The following is a 15,173-nucleotide window of genomic DNA, read 5'->3' on the forward strand; positions in this document are numbered from 1 at the left end:
GACCACCGTAAGCGCACGGCCCGCATGGCGCTCCCAGGGCGGCGCACCCGGAGGAATCCGCGGCGTCCGGGAGCGGGCCTCCCGGGGGCTGCGGGGAGGGGGTGACCGGTGTGGCGCGCGGACATGCCGGGGCCCGGCCCGCGAACCTCCCGGCGGCAGCCGCAGGAGCGTTCGGGGACCGGGCCCGGGGCGGCGTCAGTCCGAGAGGCCCGCCAGGTCCCGCAGGCGGCGGGCCTGGGCGGCGCGCTCGGCGGTGCGCTGGTCGTCGTACGGGCGCGACTGCGCGTCCCGCAGCAGCGCCTTGGTCTCGATCACGGCGTCCCGCGGCGGGGCGAGCAGGGCCGTGGCGAGGTCCTGGACGGCCGCGTCGAGCTCGTCCGCCGGGACCACGAGGTTGGCGAGGCCGACCCGCTCCGCTTCCTCGGCGTGCACGAAGCGGCCCGTGGCGCAGATTTCCAGCGCACGGGCGTAGCCGACGAGCGAGGTCAGCGGCTGGGTGCCGGCGAGGTCGGGGACCAGGCCGAGGCTGGTCTCGCGCATGGCGAACTGGACGTCTTCCGCTACCACGCGCAGGTCGCACGCGAGCGCGAGCTGGAAGCCGGCGCCGATCGCATGCCCCTGCACGGCGGCGACGGAGACGATGTCATTGCGACGCCACCAGGTGAAAGCCTCCTGGTACTCGGCGATGGTGGAGTCGAGCAGCTCGTCCGAACCACGTGCCAGATCGAGGAAGGACGGCTCGCCCTCGAAGCCCTCGGGGGTGAACGCCTGCCGGTCGAGTCCCGCGGAGAAGGACTTGCCTTCGCCGCGCAGCACGACGACCCGGACAGTGCCCGGCAGCAACCGTCCGGCCTCCGCCAAAGCCCGCCAGAGCGCGGGGGATTGGGCATTTCGCTTGGCCGGATTGGTCAGTGTCACCGTGGCGAGCGTGTCGTCGACGGTGAGTCGTACGCCGTCCTTGTCGAGCAGAGCCATCCGAATGCCTCCGATGTGCGGTCGGCCGCGTTCTCGGCCTAAGTGACTGCACAGTAACCACCCGGTCGGTCAACAGGCCGACCGGGGGTCACCGAAGGTACATCCGGACCGTTGGAACCATTGGAACTGTCGGAACCGGTGGGACCGGGGTCAGGCCGTAGCCGCCTTCTTGCCGCGCGTCGCGCCACCGCGGCCACGCAGCGATACCCCGGACTCGCTGAGCATCCGGTGGACGAATCCGTAGGACCGGCCGGTCTCCTCGGCCAGCGCCCGGATACTCGCACCGGAGTCGTACTTTCGCTTCAGGTCTGCCGCGAGCTTGTCGCGCGCGGCGCCGGTAACCCGGCTGCCCTTCTTCAGAGTCTCGGCCACCCGTGCCTCCTCGTGGGAAGTGCGCTCTGGACTTCTCATGATCACCCCTCCCCGGCTTCCTGGCCACCCATTCCGCAAGGTCGGTGCGACGGCATTTCCCGAGGGGTGGACACCCGAGCAGAACGGAATCTCCCCCTCCGCCGCATGACTTCCGTCACACTTCTCCACCTTCACCGGGAATCACCAGGTCAGGGGCGCGGCACCGGAAAACCGAAGGCCCCGGTCACACACCTGCTCGGGTGCGACCGGGGCCGTCGTACGTCGTAGAGCGGTACCAGACCGTCTCACTCAGATGATGGATCACCCCTGAGCCGAATGATCCATAAGGAACTGGATCAGACCGCGTGGACGGGGCGCGGGGTCAGGCGAGGGCCACCAGGTCCCGGTAGTCCGGGCCCCACAGGTCCTCGACGCCGTCCGGGAGCAGGATGATCCGCTCCGGTTCCAGCGCCTCGACGGCGCCCTCGTCGTGCGTGACGAGGATGACCGCGCCCTTGTAGGTGCGCAGCGCGCCGAGGATCTCCTCGCGGCTGGCGGGGTCGAGGTTGTTGGTGGGCTCGTCGAGCAGCAGCACGTTCGCCGAGGAGACGACCAGCGTGGCCAGGGCCAGACGGGTCTTCTCGCCGCCGGACAGGACCCCGGCGGGCTTGTCCACGTCGTCGCCGGAGAACAGGAAGGAGCCGAGCGTCTTGCGCACGGCCACCAGGTCCAGGTCGGGCGCGGCGGAGCGCATGTTCTCCAGGACCGTGCGCTCGGGGTCGAGCGTCTCGTGCTCCTGGGCGTAGTAGCCGAGCTTGAGGCCGTGGCCCGGGGTCACCTCGCCGGTGTCGGGCTTCTCGGCGCCCGCGAGCAGCCGCAGCAGCGTGGTCTTGCCCGCACCGTTGAGGCCGAGGATGACGACGCGGGAGCCCTTGTCGATGGCCAGGTCGACGTCGGTGAAGATCTCCAGGGAGCCGTACGACTTCGACAGGCCCTCGGCCGTCAGCGGGGTCTTGCCGCAGGGCGCCGGGTCCGGGAAGCGCAGCTTGGCGACCTTGTCGGAGACGCGCACGGCCTCCAGGCCGGACAGCAGCCGCTCGGCGCGCTTGGCCATGTTCTGCGCGGCGACGGTCTTGGTCGCCTTGGCGCGCATCTTGTCGGCCTGCGAGTTCAGGGCCGCGGCCTTCTTCTCGGCGTTCTGGCGCTCGCGCTTGCGGCGCTTCTCGTCGGCCTCGCGCTGCTGCTGGTAGAGCTTCCAGCCCATGTTGTAGACGTCGATCTGGGACCGGTTGGCGTCGAGGTAGAAGACCTTGTTGACGACGGTCTCGACCAGGTCGACGTCGTGGGAGATGACGACGAAGCCGCCGCGGTAGGTCTTGAGGTAGTCGCGCAGCCAGACGATGGAGTCGGCGTCGAGGTGGTTCGTCGGCTCGTCGAGGAGCAGGGTGTCGGCGTCCGAGAAGAGGATCCGGGCGAGCTCGACGCGGCGGCGCTGACCGCCGGAGAGGGTGTGCAGCGGCTGGCCGAGGACCCGGTCGGGCAGGCTGAGGGCGGCCGCGATGGTGGACGCCTCCGCCTCGGCGGCGTACCCGCCCTTGGTCAGGAACTCGGTCTCCTGGCGCTCGTACTGCTTCATCGCCTTGTCGCGGGTGGCGCCCGAGCCGGTGGCGATGCGGTCCTCGTTGGCCCGCATCTTCTTGATCAGTACGTCGAGTCCGCGCGCGGAGAGGATCCGGTCGCGGGCCAGGACGTCGAGGTCGCCGGTGCGCGGGTCCTGCGGGAGGTAGCCGACCTCACCCGAGCGGGTGATGGCGCCGGCGGCGGGCAGCCCCTCGCCCGCGAGGCACTTGGTGAGGGTGGTCTTGCCGGCTCCGTTGCGGCCGACCAGGCCGATGCGGTCGCCCTTGGCGATGCGGAAGGAGGCGGACTCGATGAGGACGCGGGCGCCGGCGCGCAGCTCGATGCCGGTGGCGGTGATCACGGAAATACTCCAGGGCGGGTCGGGACGGCGGAAGGGGGGCAGGACGCGAAGCTTCGACGCCGCTAATCCGCGAGGAGATTTGCCATGGGATTCATTCTACCGGGGGTGCGCAACTACTTTCCGGGCCGTCGGCCCGCGGGCCCCGTCCCCCGTTCGGCCCAGCGATCACGCACAGGCGCCCCGGCACATACGAGGATGAACGGGTCGGTACTCGCCTCAGGGCGACAGGTGGAGCGCGAGGGCGGTGCGGGATGCAGTTCGACGACAACGCCAATCTGGACACCTCCGAGGTCAAGGACGTGCGCGGCAGCCGCATCCCGGGCGGCAGGGCCACGGTCGGCGGCGGCATCGTCGGCTTGATCGCGCTGGTCCTGGGGCTGCTCTTCGGAGTGGGCCCGGAGCAGCTCGGACTGTCCTCCGGCGACCAGGAGCCGGCGCCGGCCGCGTCCTCGCTCGGCCAGGTGCAGCAGGCCTGCAGGACGGGGCAGGACGCCAATGCGCGTGAGGACTGCCGGCTGGTCGCGGTGGTCAACAGCACCCAGGACTTCTGGAGGCAGGAGTTCACCAGGCGCGGCGGCCGGTACACCCCGGCGTCGACGGTGTTCTTCACCGGCCGGGTGAACACCGCCTGCGGGGCGGCCACCTCGGCGGTCGGCCCCTTCTACTGCCCCGCGGACCGCCAGGTCTACCTGGACCTGGGCTTCTTCGACGAGCTGCGGACGAAGTTCGGCGCGAACGGCGGCCCCTTCGCGCAGGCCTACGTCGTGGCCCACGAGTACGGCCACCACATCCAGAACCTGATGGGGACGCTCCAGCGGGCGCAGGACGGGCAGCAGGGTGCGAACAGCAACGCGGTCAAGGTGGAGCTCCAGGCGGACTGCTACGCCGGGGTGTGGGCGCGCAACGCGACGAAGACCCCGGACGAGTCCACGGGGCGGCCGCTGATCACCAGCCTGACCGACCAGGACATCAGGGACGGGCTGGACGCGGCGGCCGCGGTCGGCGACGACCGGATCCAGGAGAAGTTCCAGGGCCGGGTGACCCCGGAGTCCTGGACGCACGGCTCGGCCGAGCAGCGCCAGCAGTGGTTCTACCAGGGCTACCGCACCGGTGACATGGCCCAGTGCAACACCTTCCGCTGACTGTCGGCCCCTCCTGCCATGCTGGTGTGACGCGCGTCACCGTCACGAGAGGGAGTGGTCGTCATGGCAGGCGTTCCGTCCATCTGTCCCACGCTGGTCTACCGCGACGCCAAGGCGGCCATCAAGCTGCTGACCGAGGCCTTCGGGTTCAGCCAGGTCGCGGTGTACGAGGGTGAGGACGGGTCCGTGATGCACGCGGAGCTGGCGTACGGCAACGGCGTCGTGATGCTGGGCAGCAAGGGCAGGGGCGGGGTGTTCGACAAGGCCATGGAGGGCGCCGGCCCCACCGGGGTCTACGTCCTGGTCGACGACGTGGACGGCCACCACCGGCGGGCCGCCGAGCACGGGGCGGAGATCCTGATGGAACCCACCGACCAGGACTACGGCTCCCGCGACTACATGGCCAGGGACGCCGAGGGGAACATCTGGAGCTTCGGGACGTACGCGCCGCAGGTCTGAGGACTGCGGCGCGTACGCGCGTAGCGCTGCCGTCAGACTCCGCCGGTGTGGACCTGGAAGGCGGCCCGGCGGACCGCCTTGGCGAGGGCCGGGTCGGGGTGGGCCGCGGCCAGGGCGACCAGTACCTGCACGGTGCGCGGGTGGCCGACGGCGCGGACCTCGTCCAGCAGCCGGGGCACGGTGGTGCGCACGGCCGAGTCCAGGTGGCGGGCCAGCAGCTCGGCTTCGCCGTGGTCGGCGATGGCGGCCGCGGTGTCCACCCAGAGCCAGGTCGACTCCTCGGGCGTGAGGACGTCCTGCGCCTCGTCGGGGTCGACCCCGTCGTGCTCGGCGAGCCAGAGCAGGGCGTAGGGGCGCAGCGCCGGTTCGCGTACGGCGGCGCGCACCTCGGGCTCGGCGGGGGCACCGACGACGCGGAGCGCCTCGAAGGCGAGCCCGCGCAGCAGGGCGTCCTCGCCCCGGGCTGCGTGCAGCAGCTCGCTGACGGCGTGGCCGACGGGCCGGGCGGCGAGCCAGGCCTGGTACTCGGCGCGGGCGGGTCCGGGGGTGAGCCGGGCGCAGCCGTGCAGCATGGCGGCGGCGGACTGTTCGATGTTGCCGGCCGGGCTCTGCGCGGCGACGCAGATCTGCTCGAGTTTGACCCAGACCGCCCAGCTGCCGAGCGGGGTGAGCGCGGCCCGGGCGGGGCCCAGGGTGACGGCGTCCACGGCGGCGAGTCCCCCGAGCGCCCAGCGCAGCAGCCGGGCGAGCGGGACCGCGGCGCCGTTCCGGGCGTCGGCTGCGGACCCGGGCCGGTCCTCGTACGGGACCTCGCAGCGTTCGTCGCGCAGTTCGGCGACGCGCTGCCCGAGCAGGTCCAGCAGGTCGGGGACGGTCACGGGGCCGGCCGACAGCTGGAGCAGGGAGAGGAGTTGGGGCATGGCCTCGACGACCTCGGCGACGGCCTCGGGGGCGATGTCGGCGGGGGCGGGGTGGACCAGTGACCAGGCGTCGAAGAGGGCGACCCAGCCGCGCAGGACGGCGGAGTCGTCGCGGTCCCAGGCTCGCAGCCGCCAGCCGGGCCGGGCGTGGCCGCCGTGCAGTTCGACGAGGCCGGCGAGCCGGGCGCGGTCCCAGCCGACGCGGATCTGCCCGTGCGTCAGGTTCAGTTCCCCGGCGGCGCGTTCGACGTCAACCGCGGGCAGGGCGCCCGCGGGTGCGGGCCTGCCCCCGTCGCCCGCGCCGAGGTTGAGCTCGGCCCAGCGGGCCAGGCGTACGGCATCGGCCAGCGAGGCCCGGGCCCGGTTCGCGAGGTCGGGCGTGGCGGGCGTGCCGGCCGGGGGCCGCTGGGCGGGCCGGGTGCGCCGGTCGGTCACCGCCTTGCGGGCCGCGGCGACGGAACGCGGGGAGACGAGTCGGAGTCTGGAGTCGCGAGCCAACTGCTCATCAGGCTTTCGGGACGTCACGGAAGCAGTCTCGCCCGTCACCGGCCGAAAGCCCAAACGGAATCGGCCGTTGCCACTGCTCGCCGGGGTGACAGACCCGGACAACACCCCCTCAGGGCCTCCCCCACCTCACGGCCTTCACATCAAAGGGGTGAGGAAGCGGCGCAGGGCTTCCTCGTAGGCCGCCGGGTCCGCGTTCCACATCGCGCCGTGCTCGGCCTCTTCGACGGTGTGCAGCTGGACGAGGTCGGGGCGGGCGGCGGCGAGCCGCCGGGAGGGCTCCCAGGGGGCGAGCGTGTCGTGGGGGCCGTGGAAGATCAGGACGGGGATGCGGAGGGCGCCCGGGTCGGCGCCGGGCGGGCGGTGGTCGGCGCGCAGCCCCGCGCGGCCCTCTGCGGCCCAGACGGCGAGCGGCACAACGGGGGCGGGGGTGTGACGGGCCACGGCGAGCCTGCGCAGGGTGGTGTGCCAGTCGAGCACGGGAGAGTCGAGCACCAGCCCGGAGATCCGGTCGGCCAGCGCGGAGCGCTCGGCGGCGCGCAGGGCCATCGTGGCGCCGGTGGACCAGCCGTGCAGGATCACCCGCCGGGCTCCGTAGCGCAGGGCGTAGCGGATGGCGGCGTCCACGTCCCGCCACTCCGATTCACCGAGGTGGCCGATGCCGTCCGGGGAGGCGGGGGCGCCGAGGTCGCCGCGGTAGGCGAGGTCGAGGACGGGGAAGCGGCTGCGGTGCAGGAAGGGCATGACCACCATCGGGTGCTCCCGGCTGCTGCCGAGGCCGTGCACGGTGATCACCCAGGTGGTGCGGTCCTCCGGCACGAACCAGGCGGGCAGCGCCCCGAGCTCCCCGGGAACGTCCACGTCGGCGTGGTCGAGCCCGAGGGCGGTGCGCGGGTCGCCGAGGTGGACCTGGGGGGTGATCTGGACCCGGGTGCCGGGGTCGAGGCTGCCGTGGGTGACGGCGACGAGCCGCCGTACGACGGCGTCGGGGTCGTGCTCGGCCTCGGTGATGACCGGCCCGACGACGGCGTGCAGCCCGGGCGCGGTCAGCCCGTAGGTGCCGGGGCGCAGGGAGGCGAGGGTGCGGGTCAGCGTGACCCGCCCGGCGGCGGTGGAGTGGACGCTGAGCCGGGCGCCGCCGGGCAGGGGGCGGCCGGGCTCGGGCCTCAGGGCCGCGTCGGCGGCGTACCGGCCGGCCGCAACGGCGGCCGCGCCGGCTCCCAGGAGGGTCGTGGTGACGGCCGCTGCCGTCGCTGTGGCGGTACGCACCGTTCCAGTGTCGTGGCGTGAGCACCGGCGGGCCACTGGAGGAGATCGTTCCGCAGCCCGCCCGGGGCGGCGTGATCTAGGTCTCTTTCGGCACCCGGGGCAGGGGGTCGTATACGCCACGGGACCCTCGCGGAGGGGTTCGTTCACCCCTCTTTGACGTGCATTTATCGAGTTATCTACGGGAGAATCGGGACGAATGATCCGATCAGGCCACTGGCCGGTACACCGCTCCGACCATGTCAGTTCATCTTCCGTTCACCCAGGTTGCCTACGGTCGGCGAGCCACTGACGCCAAACAGAAGCCTGGGTAAATGGAGCACATAACGCTTCTCCTCGGGATCGTGATCATCACCGCTCTCGTGTTCGACTTCACGAACGGTTTCCACGACACAGCCAACGCGATGGCGACCACCATCTCGACCGGCGCCCTCAAGCCCAAGACGGCGGTGGCAATGTCCGCCGTGCTCAACCTCGTCGGCGCGTTCATGTCCGTGGAGGTCGCCAAGACGATCTCCAAGGGCCTCGTCAACGAAGAGGGCATCCAGCCGGAAGTGATCTTCGCCGCCCTGGTCGGCGCGATCCTCTGGAACCTCGTCACCTGGCTGATCGGCCTGCCGTCCAGCTCCTCCCACGCCCTCATGGGCGGCCTGATCGGCGCCGCGGTCGCATCCGCCGGCATGGGAGCGGTCAACGGCGACGTCGTCGTCACCAAGGTGCTGATCCCCGCCGTCGCCGCCCCGATCGTGGCCGGTGTGGCCTCGATGCTGGCCGCGCGGGTCACGTACAAGCTCGGCGGCCAGGTCGGCGAGAAGACCTCCGCCAAGGGCTACCGCGCGGGTCAGATCGCCTCGGCCGGTCTCGTCTCCCTCGCGCACGGCACCAACGACGCGCAGAAGACGATGGGCATCATCACCCTGGCGCTCGTCGCCGGCGGCGCCATCGCCCCCGGCTCCAACCCGCCGGTCTGGGTCATCGTCTCCGCCGGTCTGGCCATCGCGATGGGCACCTACCTCGGCGGCTGGCGCATCATCCGCACCATGGGCTCCGGCCTGACCGACCTGCACCCGCAGCAGGGCTTCGCCGCCCAGACCTCGGCCGCCAGCGTCATCCTGGCCTCCTCCTCGCTCGGCTTCTCCCTCTCCACCACCCACGCGTGCTCCGGCGCGGTCATGGGTGCGGGCCTGGGACGCAAGGGCGGCGTGGTCCGCTGGTCGACCGCGACCCGCATGTTCATCGCGTGGGGCCTGACCCTGCCGGCCGCCGCGATCGTCTCCGCCGGCGCCGAGCTGATCATGCGCACCGGTGACGTCGGCGTCGCCGCCGTGGCGGTCTTCCTGGTCGCCTCCTGCGCCGCCATCTGGTTCATCTCGCGCCGCCAGGTCGTCGACCACAACAACGTCAACGACGTGGCACCGGCCGCCGCCGAGGAGCCGGGTGTGGTCACCACGGCCATGGCAGCCGTCACCGTCCCGCCGACCGTCGCCGCCGCCGGTACCGGCACCGCGGGTACGACCGCCGACGTCACGGACGACGCCCTCAAGGCCACCATCCCGGCCGCGACGACGACCCCCGCGGCCCCGGCCGCAGCGGTCTGACCCCGAGAACGACAGAGGAATCAGCGGTATGAAGATCGACTGGGCAGCCCTCGGCTCCGTCTTCGGAGTCAGCCTCTCCGCCACCGTCGCCCTCGTGGCCCTGTTCACCCTGGGCCTGGTGGGCCTGTCCAAGCACGAGACCGCCACCGAGCAGGGCGGCAGCGCCACCCTCGCCCGCAGCGGCGCCTACGCCTGCTTCGCGCTCGTCGCGGTGGCCGTGGGCTACGGGATCTATCTGATCGTCTCGTAAACGCGGGACACCACGTGTGAACGCTCCCTCCGGGTTTCTCCCGGGGGGAGTTTTCGCGTACCCAGCCGCAGGTCAACGGCGAGTTGACGGGCGTTCGCGGTGCGTGGTGGACTGCCCGAGCCAATACGGCGGCATGGAGAGGAAGTCCGGTGCGAATCCGGCGCGGTCCCGCCACTGTCACCGGGGCACTCCGCCGAGTGCGCCCCGGGAGCCAGGAACTCTCGCCGCCGGACACGTCGAACCAGGGCGCGGACCCTGAGTGAGGACATACCTGCCACCATGCGTGCCGATCGCGTCTTCGCGTACGGCGCCACGGCGGGCCTGATCGGCGACCGGATCCTCGGTGATCCGCGCCGAGGGCACCCCGTGGCCGCCTTCGGACGAACCGCCGCCGCCGTCGAGCGCGCCCTGTGGCGCGACGACCGCGCCCGGGGCGTCCTGCACACCCTGTTGTGCGCCGGGGGCGCTGCCGCCGTCGGCGCGCTCGGCGCCCGCGCCGTGCGCTCCCGGCCCGCGGCCGCCCGTATCGCCCTGACCGCCGCCGCCACCTGGGCCGTCGTCGGGGGCACCTCGCTGGGACGGGAGGCCCGCGCCATCGGCGGCGCGCTCGCCGCCGGGGACGCCGAGGTGGCCCGGGAACGGCTGCCGCACCTGTGCGGGCGGGACCCGCAGGCCCTGGACGAGCAGCAGATGGCCCGCGCCGTCGTGGAGTCGGTCGCCGAGAACACCTCGGACGCCGTGGTCGGGGCCCTCGTGTGGGGAGCCGTCGCGGGGGTCCCCGGGCTGCTCGCCTTCCGCGCCGTGAACACCCTGGACGCGATGGTCGGCCACAAGTCCCCCCGCTACCTGCGCTACGGCTGGGCCTCCGCCCGCCTCGACGACCTGGCGGGCTGGCCGGGAGCCCGGCTCACGGCCCTCGCCGCGGTGGCGGCCGGCCCGGACCGTCGGGGGGCGGTCCGGGCCTGGCGCACGGACGCCGCCAAGCACCCGAGCCCGAACGCCGGACCGGTGGAGGCCTCCTTCGCGGGCGCCCTCGGCGTACGGCTCGGCGGGACCCTGGCGTACGGCGGCCGGGTCGAGCACCGGGCCGTGCTCAACGGCGGGACGGGGCGCCCCGTCGAGGTCGCCGACATCGAACGGGCGGTACGGCTGTCGCGGCAGGTGACCTGGCTGGCGCTGGGCGCCTGCGTCGCGGCGCGCGCGCTGGTATCGCGCACATCTCGGACATCTCACACATCGCGTACGTCACGAAGGGGGCGCGCATGAACGGCGCGAGGCGCGGCGGCGGACTGCTGGTCGCGGGCACCACGTCCGACGCGGGCAAGAGCGTGGTCACGGCGGGCATCTGCCGCTGGCTGGTCCGCCAGGGCGTGAAGGTGGCGCCCTTCAAGGCGCAGAACATGTCGCTGAACTCCTTCGTGACCCTGGAGGGCGCCGAGATCGGGCGCGCCCAGGCCATGCAGGCCCAGGCGGCCCGGGTGGAGCCGACCGCGCTGATGAACCCGGTGCTGCTCAAGCCCGGCAGCGACCGCAGCAGCCAGGTGGTGCTGCTGGGCAAGCCGGTGGGCGAGATGAGCGCCCGCGGCTACCACGGGGGCCGGCAGGAGCAGTTGCTCGGCATCGTCACGGACTGCCTGGAGCAGCTGCGGGGCACGTATGACGCCGTGATCTGCGAGGGGGCGGGCAGTCCGGCCGAGATCAACCTGCGCCGGACCGACATCGTGAACATGGGCATCGCGCGGGCCGCGCGGTTCCCGGTCGTCGTGGTCGGGGACATCGACCGGGGCGGGGTCTTCGCGTCCTTCTTCGGTACGACGGCGCTGCTGTCGCCCGAGGACCAGTCGCTGATCGCCGGCTACATGGTGAACAAGTTCCGGGGCGACGTCTCGCTGCTGGAGCCCGGCATGGAGATGCTGCGCTCCCTCACCGGGCGGGCGACGTACGGCGTCCTCCCCTTCCGGCACGGGCTCGGCATCGACGAGGAGGACGGGCTCCGGGTCTCCCTGCGGGGCGCGGTGCGCGAGTCGGTCGTGGCCCCGCCGGTCGGCGAGGACGTGCTGCGGGTCGCGGTGTGCGCGGTGCCGCTGATGTCGAACTTCACGGACGTCGACGCGCTCGCGGCGGAGCCGGGGGTCGTGGTCCGGTTCGTGAACCGGGCCGAGGAACTGGCGGACGCCGACCTGGTCGTCGTACCGGGCACGCGCGGCACGGTGAGGGCCCTGGAGTGGCTGCGCGAGCGCGGGCTCGCGGACGCGCTCGCCCGGCGGGCCGCGGAGGGGCGGCCGGTACTGGGCATCTGCGGCGGGTTCCAGGTGCTGGGCGAGCGGATCTCGGACGACGTCGAGTCCCGGGCGGGCGAGGTGGAAGGCCTCGGGCTGCTGCCGGTCCGCGTGCGCTTCGCCGTGGAGAAGACCCTGGCCCGGCCGTCGGGTTCCGCGCTGGGCGAGCCCGTGGACGGGTACGAGATCCACCACGGCGTGGCCGAGGTCCTGGGCGGGGAGCCGTTCCTGGACGGGTGCCGGGTCGGGTCGGTGTGGGGTACCCACTGGCACGGCTCGCTGGAGTCGGACGGCTTCCGCCGGGCGTTCCTTCGGGAGGTCGCGGCCGCTGCGGGCCGCCGCTTCGTGCCGGCGCCGGACACCTCGTTCTCCGCGCTGCGGGAGGAACAGCTGGACCTGCTCGGGGACCTGATCGAGGAACACGCCGACACCGCTGCGCTGCTCGGGCTGATCGAGTCCGGGGCCCCGGCGGGCGTGCCGTTCCTGCCGCCGGGCGCCCCGTGAGAGCCGGGGCCCTGCGTGCGGCCTTCCCCCACCCCGCGCCTCACATGCCGGCGGGGCTGGAGATCCAGCCCGTCCGGCGTTTGAGGACCGGGGTCCGGGGCGGAGCCCCGGGAAACGGAGAAAGGGCGGGGCGGGGAGCAGCAGCTCCGCGCAGCGGCACCCGGGCCCCCGGCCACCCCGCAAGCACCCGCACCCGCACCAACACAGAAGGAGTGAGCAACGCATGAGCACGCCCTACCCGTTCACCGCAGTGGTCGGCCAGACCGACCTGCGGCTGGCGCTCCTGCTCAACGCCGTGAGCCCGGCCGTCGGTGGGGTGCTCGTGCGCGGTGAGAAGGGGACCGCCAAGTCCACCGCCGTGCGCGCCCTGTCGGCCCTGCTGCCGCAGGTGGACGTCGTCCCCGGCTGCCGCTTCAGCTGCGCTCCGGCCGCCCCGGACCCGGCCTGCCCCGACGGCCCGCACGAGCCCGGTTCCGGCGACGCCCGGCCCGCGCGGATGGTGGAGCTGCCCGTCGGAGCCTCCGAGGACCGCCTCGTCGGCGCCCTGGACATCGAACGCGCCCTCTCCGAAGGCGTGAAGGCCTTCGAGCCCGGGCTGCTGGCCGACGCCCACCGCGGCATCCTCTACGTGGACGAGGTCAACCTCCTCCACGACCACCTGATCGACCTCCTCCTCGACGCCGCCGCGATGGGCGCCTCGTACGTGGAGCGCGAGGGCGTCTCGGTCCGCCACGCCGCCCGCTTCCTCCTCGTCGGCACGATGAACCCCGAGGAGGGCGAGCTGCGCCCGCAGCTCCTCGACCGGTTCGGGCTGACCGTCGAGGTCGCGGCCTCCCGCGAGCCCGCCCAGCGGGTGGAGGTGGTCCGCCGCCGGCTCGCGTACGAGGACGATCCCGCGGGCTTCGCGACCCGCTGGGCGGGTGACGAGCACGAGGTCCGCGCCCGGGTGGTGGCCGCCCGGGCACTGCTCCCGAAGGTCGCGCTCGGGGACACCGCGCTGCTCCAGATCGCCGCGACCTGCGCCGGCTTCGAGGTCGACGGCATGCGGGCCGACATCGTGATGGCCCGGACGGCCACCGCGCTGGCGGCCTGGGCCGGGCGTACCGAGGTGCGCAAGGAGGACGTGCGCCAGGCCGCCCTGCTGGCGCTCCCCCACCGGCGCCGCCGCAACCCCTTCGACGCGCCGGGCCTGGACGAGGACAAGCTGGACCGGATCCTCGACGAGTTCCCCGACGAGGAGCCGGAGCCCGAGCCGGACGGGCCGGAGCCCGAGCCCGAGGGTCCGGACGACAACGGCGGCCCCGACGGGGGCGGCGGCGTGCCCCCGCAGAACGGCGGGCCCGAGGGCGGCGGCCCGGCGGAGACCACCGAAGAACCCGCCGAAGACCCCGCCGAGGCCCCCGAGCAGCGGCCCGAGGCCCCGCAGCCCTCCGCCCAGGGCGGCGGCGCGGCTCCCGAGCAGGCCGCCGTACGGGCCGCCGAGCCGTTCCGGACCAAGGTGCTGAGCGTGCCGGGGCTCGGCGAGGGCGCGGCCGGACGCCGTTCGCGGGCCCGTACCGCGCACGGCCGGACCACCGGCTCCCAGCGGCCCCGGGGCCAGCTGACGAAGCTGCACCTGGCGGCCACCGTGCACGCGGCCGCCCCGCACCAGAAGGCGCGCGGGCGGGCCGGGCGCGGGCTGGTCATCCGCAAGGACGACCTGCGGCAGGCGACGCGGGAGGGCCGCGAGGGCAACCTCGTGCTGTTCTGCGTGGACGCCTCGGGTTCGATGGCCGCCCGGCAGCGCATGAGCGCGGTCAAGGGGGCGGTGCTCTCGCTGCTGCTGGACGCCTACCAGCGCCGGGACAAGGTCGGCCTGATCACGTTCCGCGGCTCCGGCGCCGAGCTGGCGCTGCCGCCCACCTCCTCGGTGGACGCGGCGGCGGCCCGGCTGGAGCAGCTGCCGACCGGCGGGCGCACCCCGCTGGCCGCGGGGCTGCTGAAGGCCCACGAGGTGCTGCGGATCGAGCGGCTGCGCGATCCGAGCCGCCGTCCGCTGCTCGTGGTCGTGACCGACGGCCGTGCGACGTCGGCCGGGGCCGTCGGGGGCGACCCGCGCGAGCTCTCGGGGCGCAGTGCGCGGCTGCTGGCCGCGGAGGGGGTCGCGTCGGTGGTCGTGGACTGCGAGTCCGGGCCGGTGCGGCTGGGGCTGGCCGGGGTGCTGGCCACCGACCTCGGCGCGCCCGCCGTCACCCTCGACGGGCTGCGGGCCGATTCGCTCGCCGGGCTCGTGAAGAACGTACGTACCGCAGTGACCCACACTGCGTCACCCAACAGCGCCTCCAGGAGGGCCGCCTAATGCCGCAGGGACAGCCGACCGTCGTTCCGGACGACGGACTCACGACGCGCCAGCGCCGCAACCGTCCGCTCGTCTTCGTCCACACCGGCCCCGGCAAGGGCAAGTCGACGGCGGCCTTCGGGCTGGCGCTGCGCGCGTGGAACCAGGGCTGGCCGATCGGAGTGTTCCAGTTCGTCAAGTCGGCGAAGTGGAAGGTCGGCGAGGAGAACGCGCTCAAGGTGCTCGGCGCATCCGGCGAGGGCGGCTCCGTCGTCTGGCACAAGATGGGCGAGGGCTGGTCCTGGGTCCAGCGCGACGCCCAGCTCGACAACGAGCAGGCCGCCAAGGAGGGCTGGGAGCAGGTCAAGCGCGATCTGGCCGCCGAAACGCACAAGCTGTACGTCCTCGACGAGTTCGCGTACCCGATGCACTGGGGCTGGATCGACGTCGACGAGGTCATCGAGGTGCTGCGGAACCGTCCCGGCACCCAGCACGTGGTGATCACCGGCCGCAACGCGCCGGAGAAGCTGCTGGAGTTCGCGGATCTCGTCACCGAGATGACCAAGGTCAAGCACCCGATGGACGCCGGCCAGAAGGGCCAGAAGGGCATCGAGTGGTGACCTCGTT

General features: G+C 73.2%; 13 protein-coding genes and 1 riboswitch. Of the genes, 8 read left to right on the forward strand and 5 right to left on the reverse strand.

The features are described from left to right. Positions 1-195 precede the first annotated feature (195 nt). The 3 genes from ACIGFK_RS08970 to ACIGFK_RS08980 form a co-directional block, all read right to left on the reverse strand. Positions 196-975 (reverse strand): enoyl-CoA hydratase/isomerase family protein, encoded by a 780-nt coding sequence (locus ACIGFK_RS08970; protein ID WP_376658872.1) that lies wholly within the window; start codon positions 973-975, stop codon positions 196-198. Between the two features lie 150 nt (positions 976-1,125). Then, positions 1,126-1,347, reverse strand: coding sequence for a helix-turn-helix domain-containing protein (locus ACIGFK_RS08975; RefSeq protein WP_376658873.1), 222 nt, complete (start codon positions 1,345-1,347; stop codon positions 1,126-1,128). A gap of 361 nt (positions 1,348-1,708) precedes the next feature. Beyond that, positions 1,709-3,307 carry an ABC-F family ATP-binding cassette domain-containing protein gene (locus ACIGFK_RS08980; RefSeq protein WP_376658874.1) on the reverse strand — a complete coding sequence of 533 codons (1,599 nt, stop codon included), beginning with the start codon at positions 3,305-3,307 and terminating at the stop codon, positions 1,709-1,711. Between the two features lie 251 nt (positions 3,308-3,558). Between ACIGFK_RS08980 and ACIGFK_RS08985 the strand changes: the two genes are divergently transcribed. Together ACIGFK_RS08985 and ACIGFK_RS08990 are read left to right on the forward strand one after the other, a co-directional pair. Then, positions 3,559-4,449, forward strand: coding sequence for a neutral zinc metallopeptidase (locus ACIGFK_RS08985; RefSeq protein WP_376658875.1), 891 nt, complete (start codon positions 3,559-3,561; stop codon positions 4,447-4,449). Between the two features lie 63 nt (positions 4,450-4,512). Then, a complete protein-coding gene (locus ACIGFK_RS08990; protein WP_376658876.1) occupies positions 4,513-4,908 on the forward strand; it encodes a VOC family protein in 396 nt (131 codons plus the stop codon). A 32-nt stretch (positions 4,909-4,940) separates the two neighbouring features. Here the strand turns inward: ACIGFK_RS08990 and ACIGFK_RS08995 are convergent, their stop codons facing one another. Both ACIGFK_RS08995 and ACIGFK_RS09000 read right to left on the reverse strand, forming a co-directional pair. After that, positions 4,941-6,353 (reverse strand): hypothetical protein, encoded by a 1,413-nt coding sequence (locus ACIGFK_RS08995; protein ID WP_376658877.1) that lies wholly within the window; start codon positions 6,351-6,353, stop codon positions 4,941-4,943. A gap of 117 nt (positions 6,354-6,470) precedes the next feature. Further along, a complete protein-coding gene (locus ACIGFK_RS09000; RefSeq protein ID WP_386465348.1) occupies positions 6,471-7,601 on the reverse strand; it encodes an alpha/beta hydrolase in 1,131 nt (376 codons plus the stop codon). Between the two features lie 311 nt (positions 7,602-7,912). Between ACIGFK_RS09000 and ACIGFK_RS09005 the strand changes: the two genes are divergently transcribed. The 6 genes from ACIGFK_RS09005 to cobO all read left to right on the forward strand — a co-directional run bounded on the left by ACIGFK_RS09005 (position 7,913) and on the right by cobO (position 15,166). Next, positions 7,913-9,196, forward strand: coding sequence for an anion permease (locus tag ACIGFK_RS09005; RefSeq protein ID WP_376658879.1), 1,284 nt, complete (start codon positions 7,913-7,915; stop codon positions 9,194-9,196). 28 nt (positions 9,197-9,224) lie between these two features. Next, positions 9,225-9,446, forward strand: coding sequence for a hypothetical protein (locus ACIGFK_RS09010; protein WP_376658880.1), 222 nt, complete (start codon positions 9,225-9,227; stop codon positions 9,444-9,446). Positions 9,447-9,583: 137 nt separating this feature from the next. After that, a riboswitch (cobalamin riboswitch) is annotated at positions 9,584-9,667 on the forward strand. Between the two features lie 58 nt (positions 9,668-9,725). After that, a complete protein-coding gene (locus tag ACIGFK_RS09015; RefSeq protein ID WP_400051075.1) occupies positions 9,726-10,712 on the forward strand; it encodes a cobalamin biosynthesis protein in 987 nt (328 codons plus the stop codon). Further along, positions 10,709-12,229, forward strand: coding sequence for a cobyric acid synthase (locus ACIGFK_RS09020; protein ID WP_400051077.1), 1,521 nt, complete (start codon positions 10,709-10,711; stop codon positions 12,227-12,229). Before ACIGFK_RS09015 ends, ACIGFK_RS09020 begins: the two co-directional genes overlap by 4 nt. A 223-nt stretch (positions 12,230-12,452) precedes the next feature. Beyond that, a complete protein-coding gene (locus ACIGFK_RS09025) occupies positions 12,453-14,567 on the forward strand; it encodes a putative cobaltochelatase (protein ID WP_376658882.1) in 2,115 nt (704 codons plus the stop codon). Beyond that, positions 14,567-15,166, forward strand: a complete 600-nt coding sequence (gene cobO, locus ACIGFK_RS09030) for a cob(I)yrinic acid a,c-diamide adenosyltransferase (RefSeq protein ID WP_079425618.1) — start codon at positions 14,567-14,569, stop codon at positions 15,164-15,166. Before ACIGFK_RS09025 ends, cobO begins: the two co-directional genes overlap by 1 nt. Positions 15,167-15,173: the final 7 nt, after the last annotated feature.

This window comes from Streptomyces sp. NPDC085524 (genome assembly GCF_044541755.1).
Taxonomy (GTDB): Bacteria; Actinomycetota; Actinomycetes; order Streptomycetales; family Streptomycetaceae; genus Streptomyces.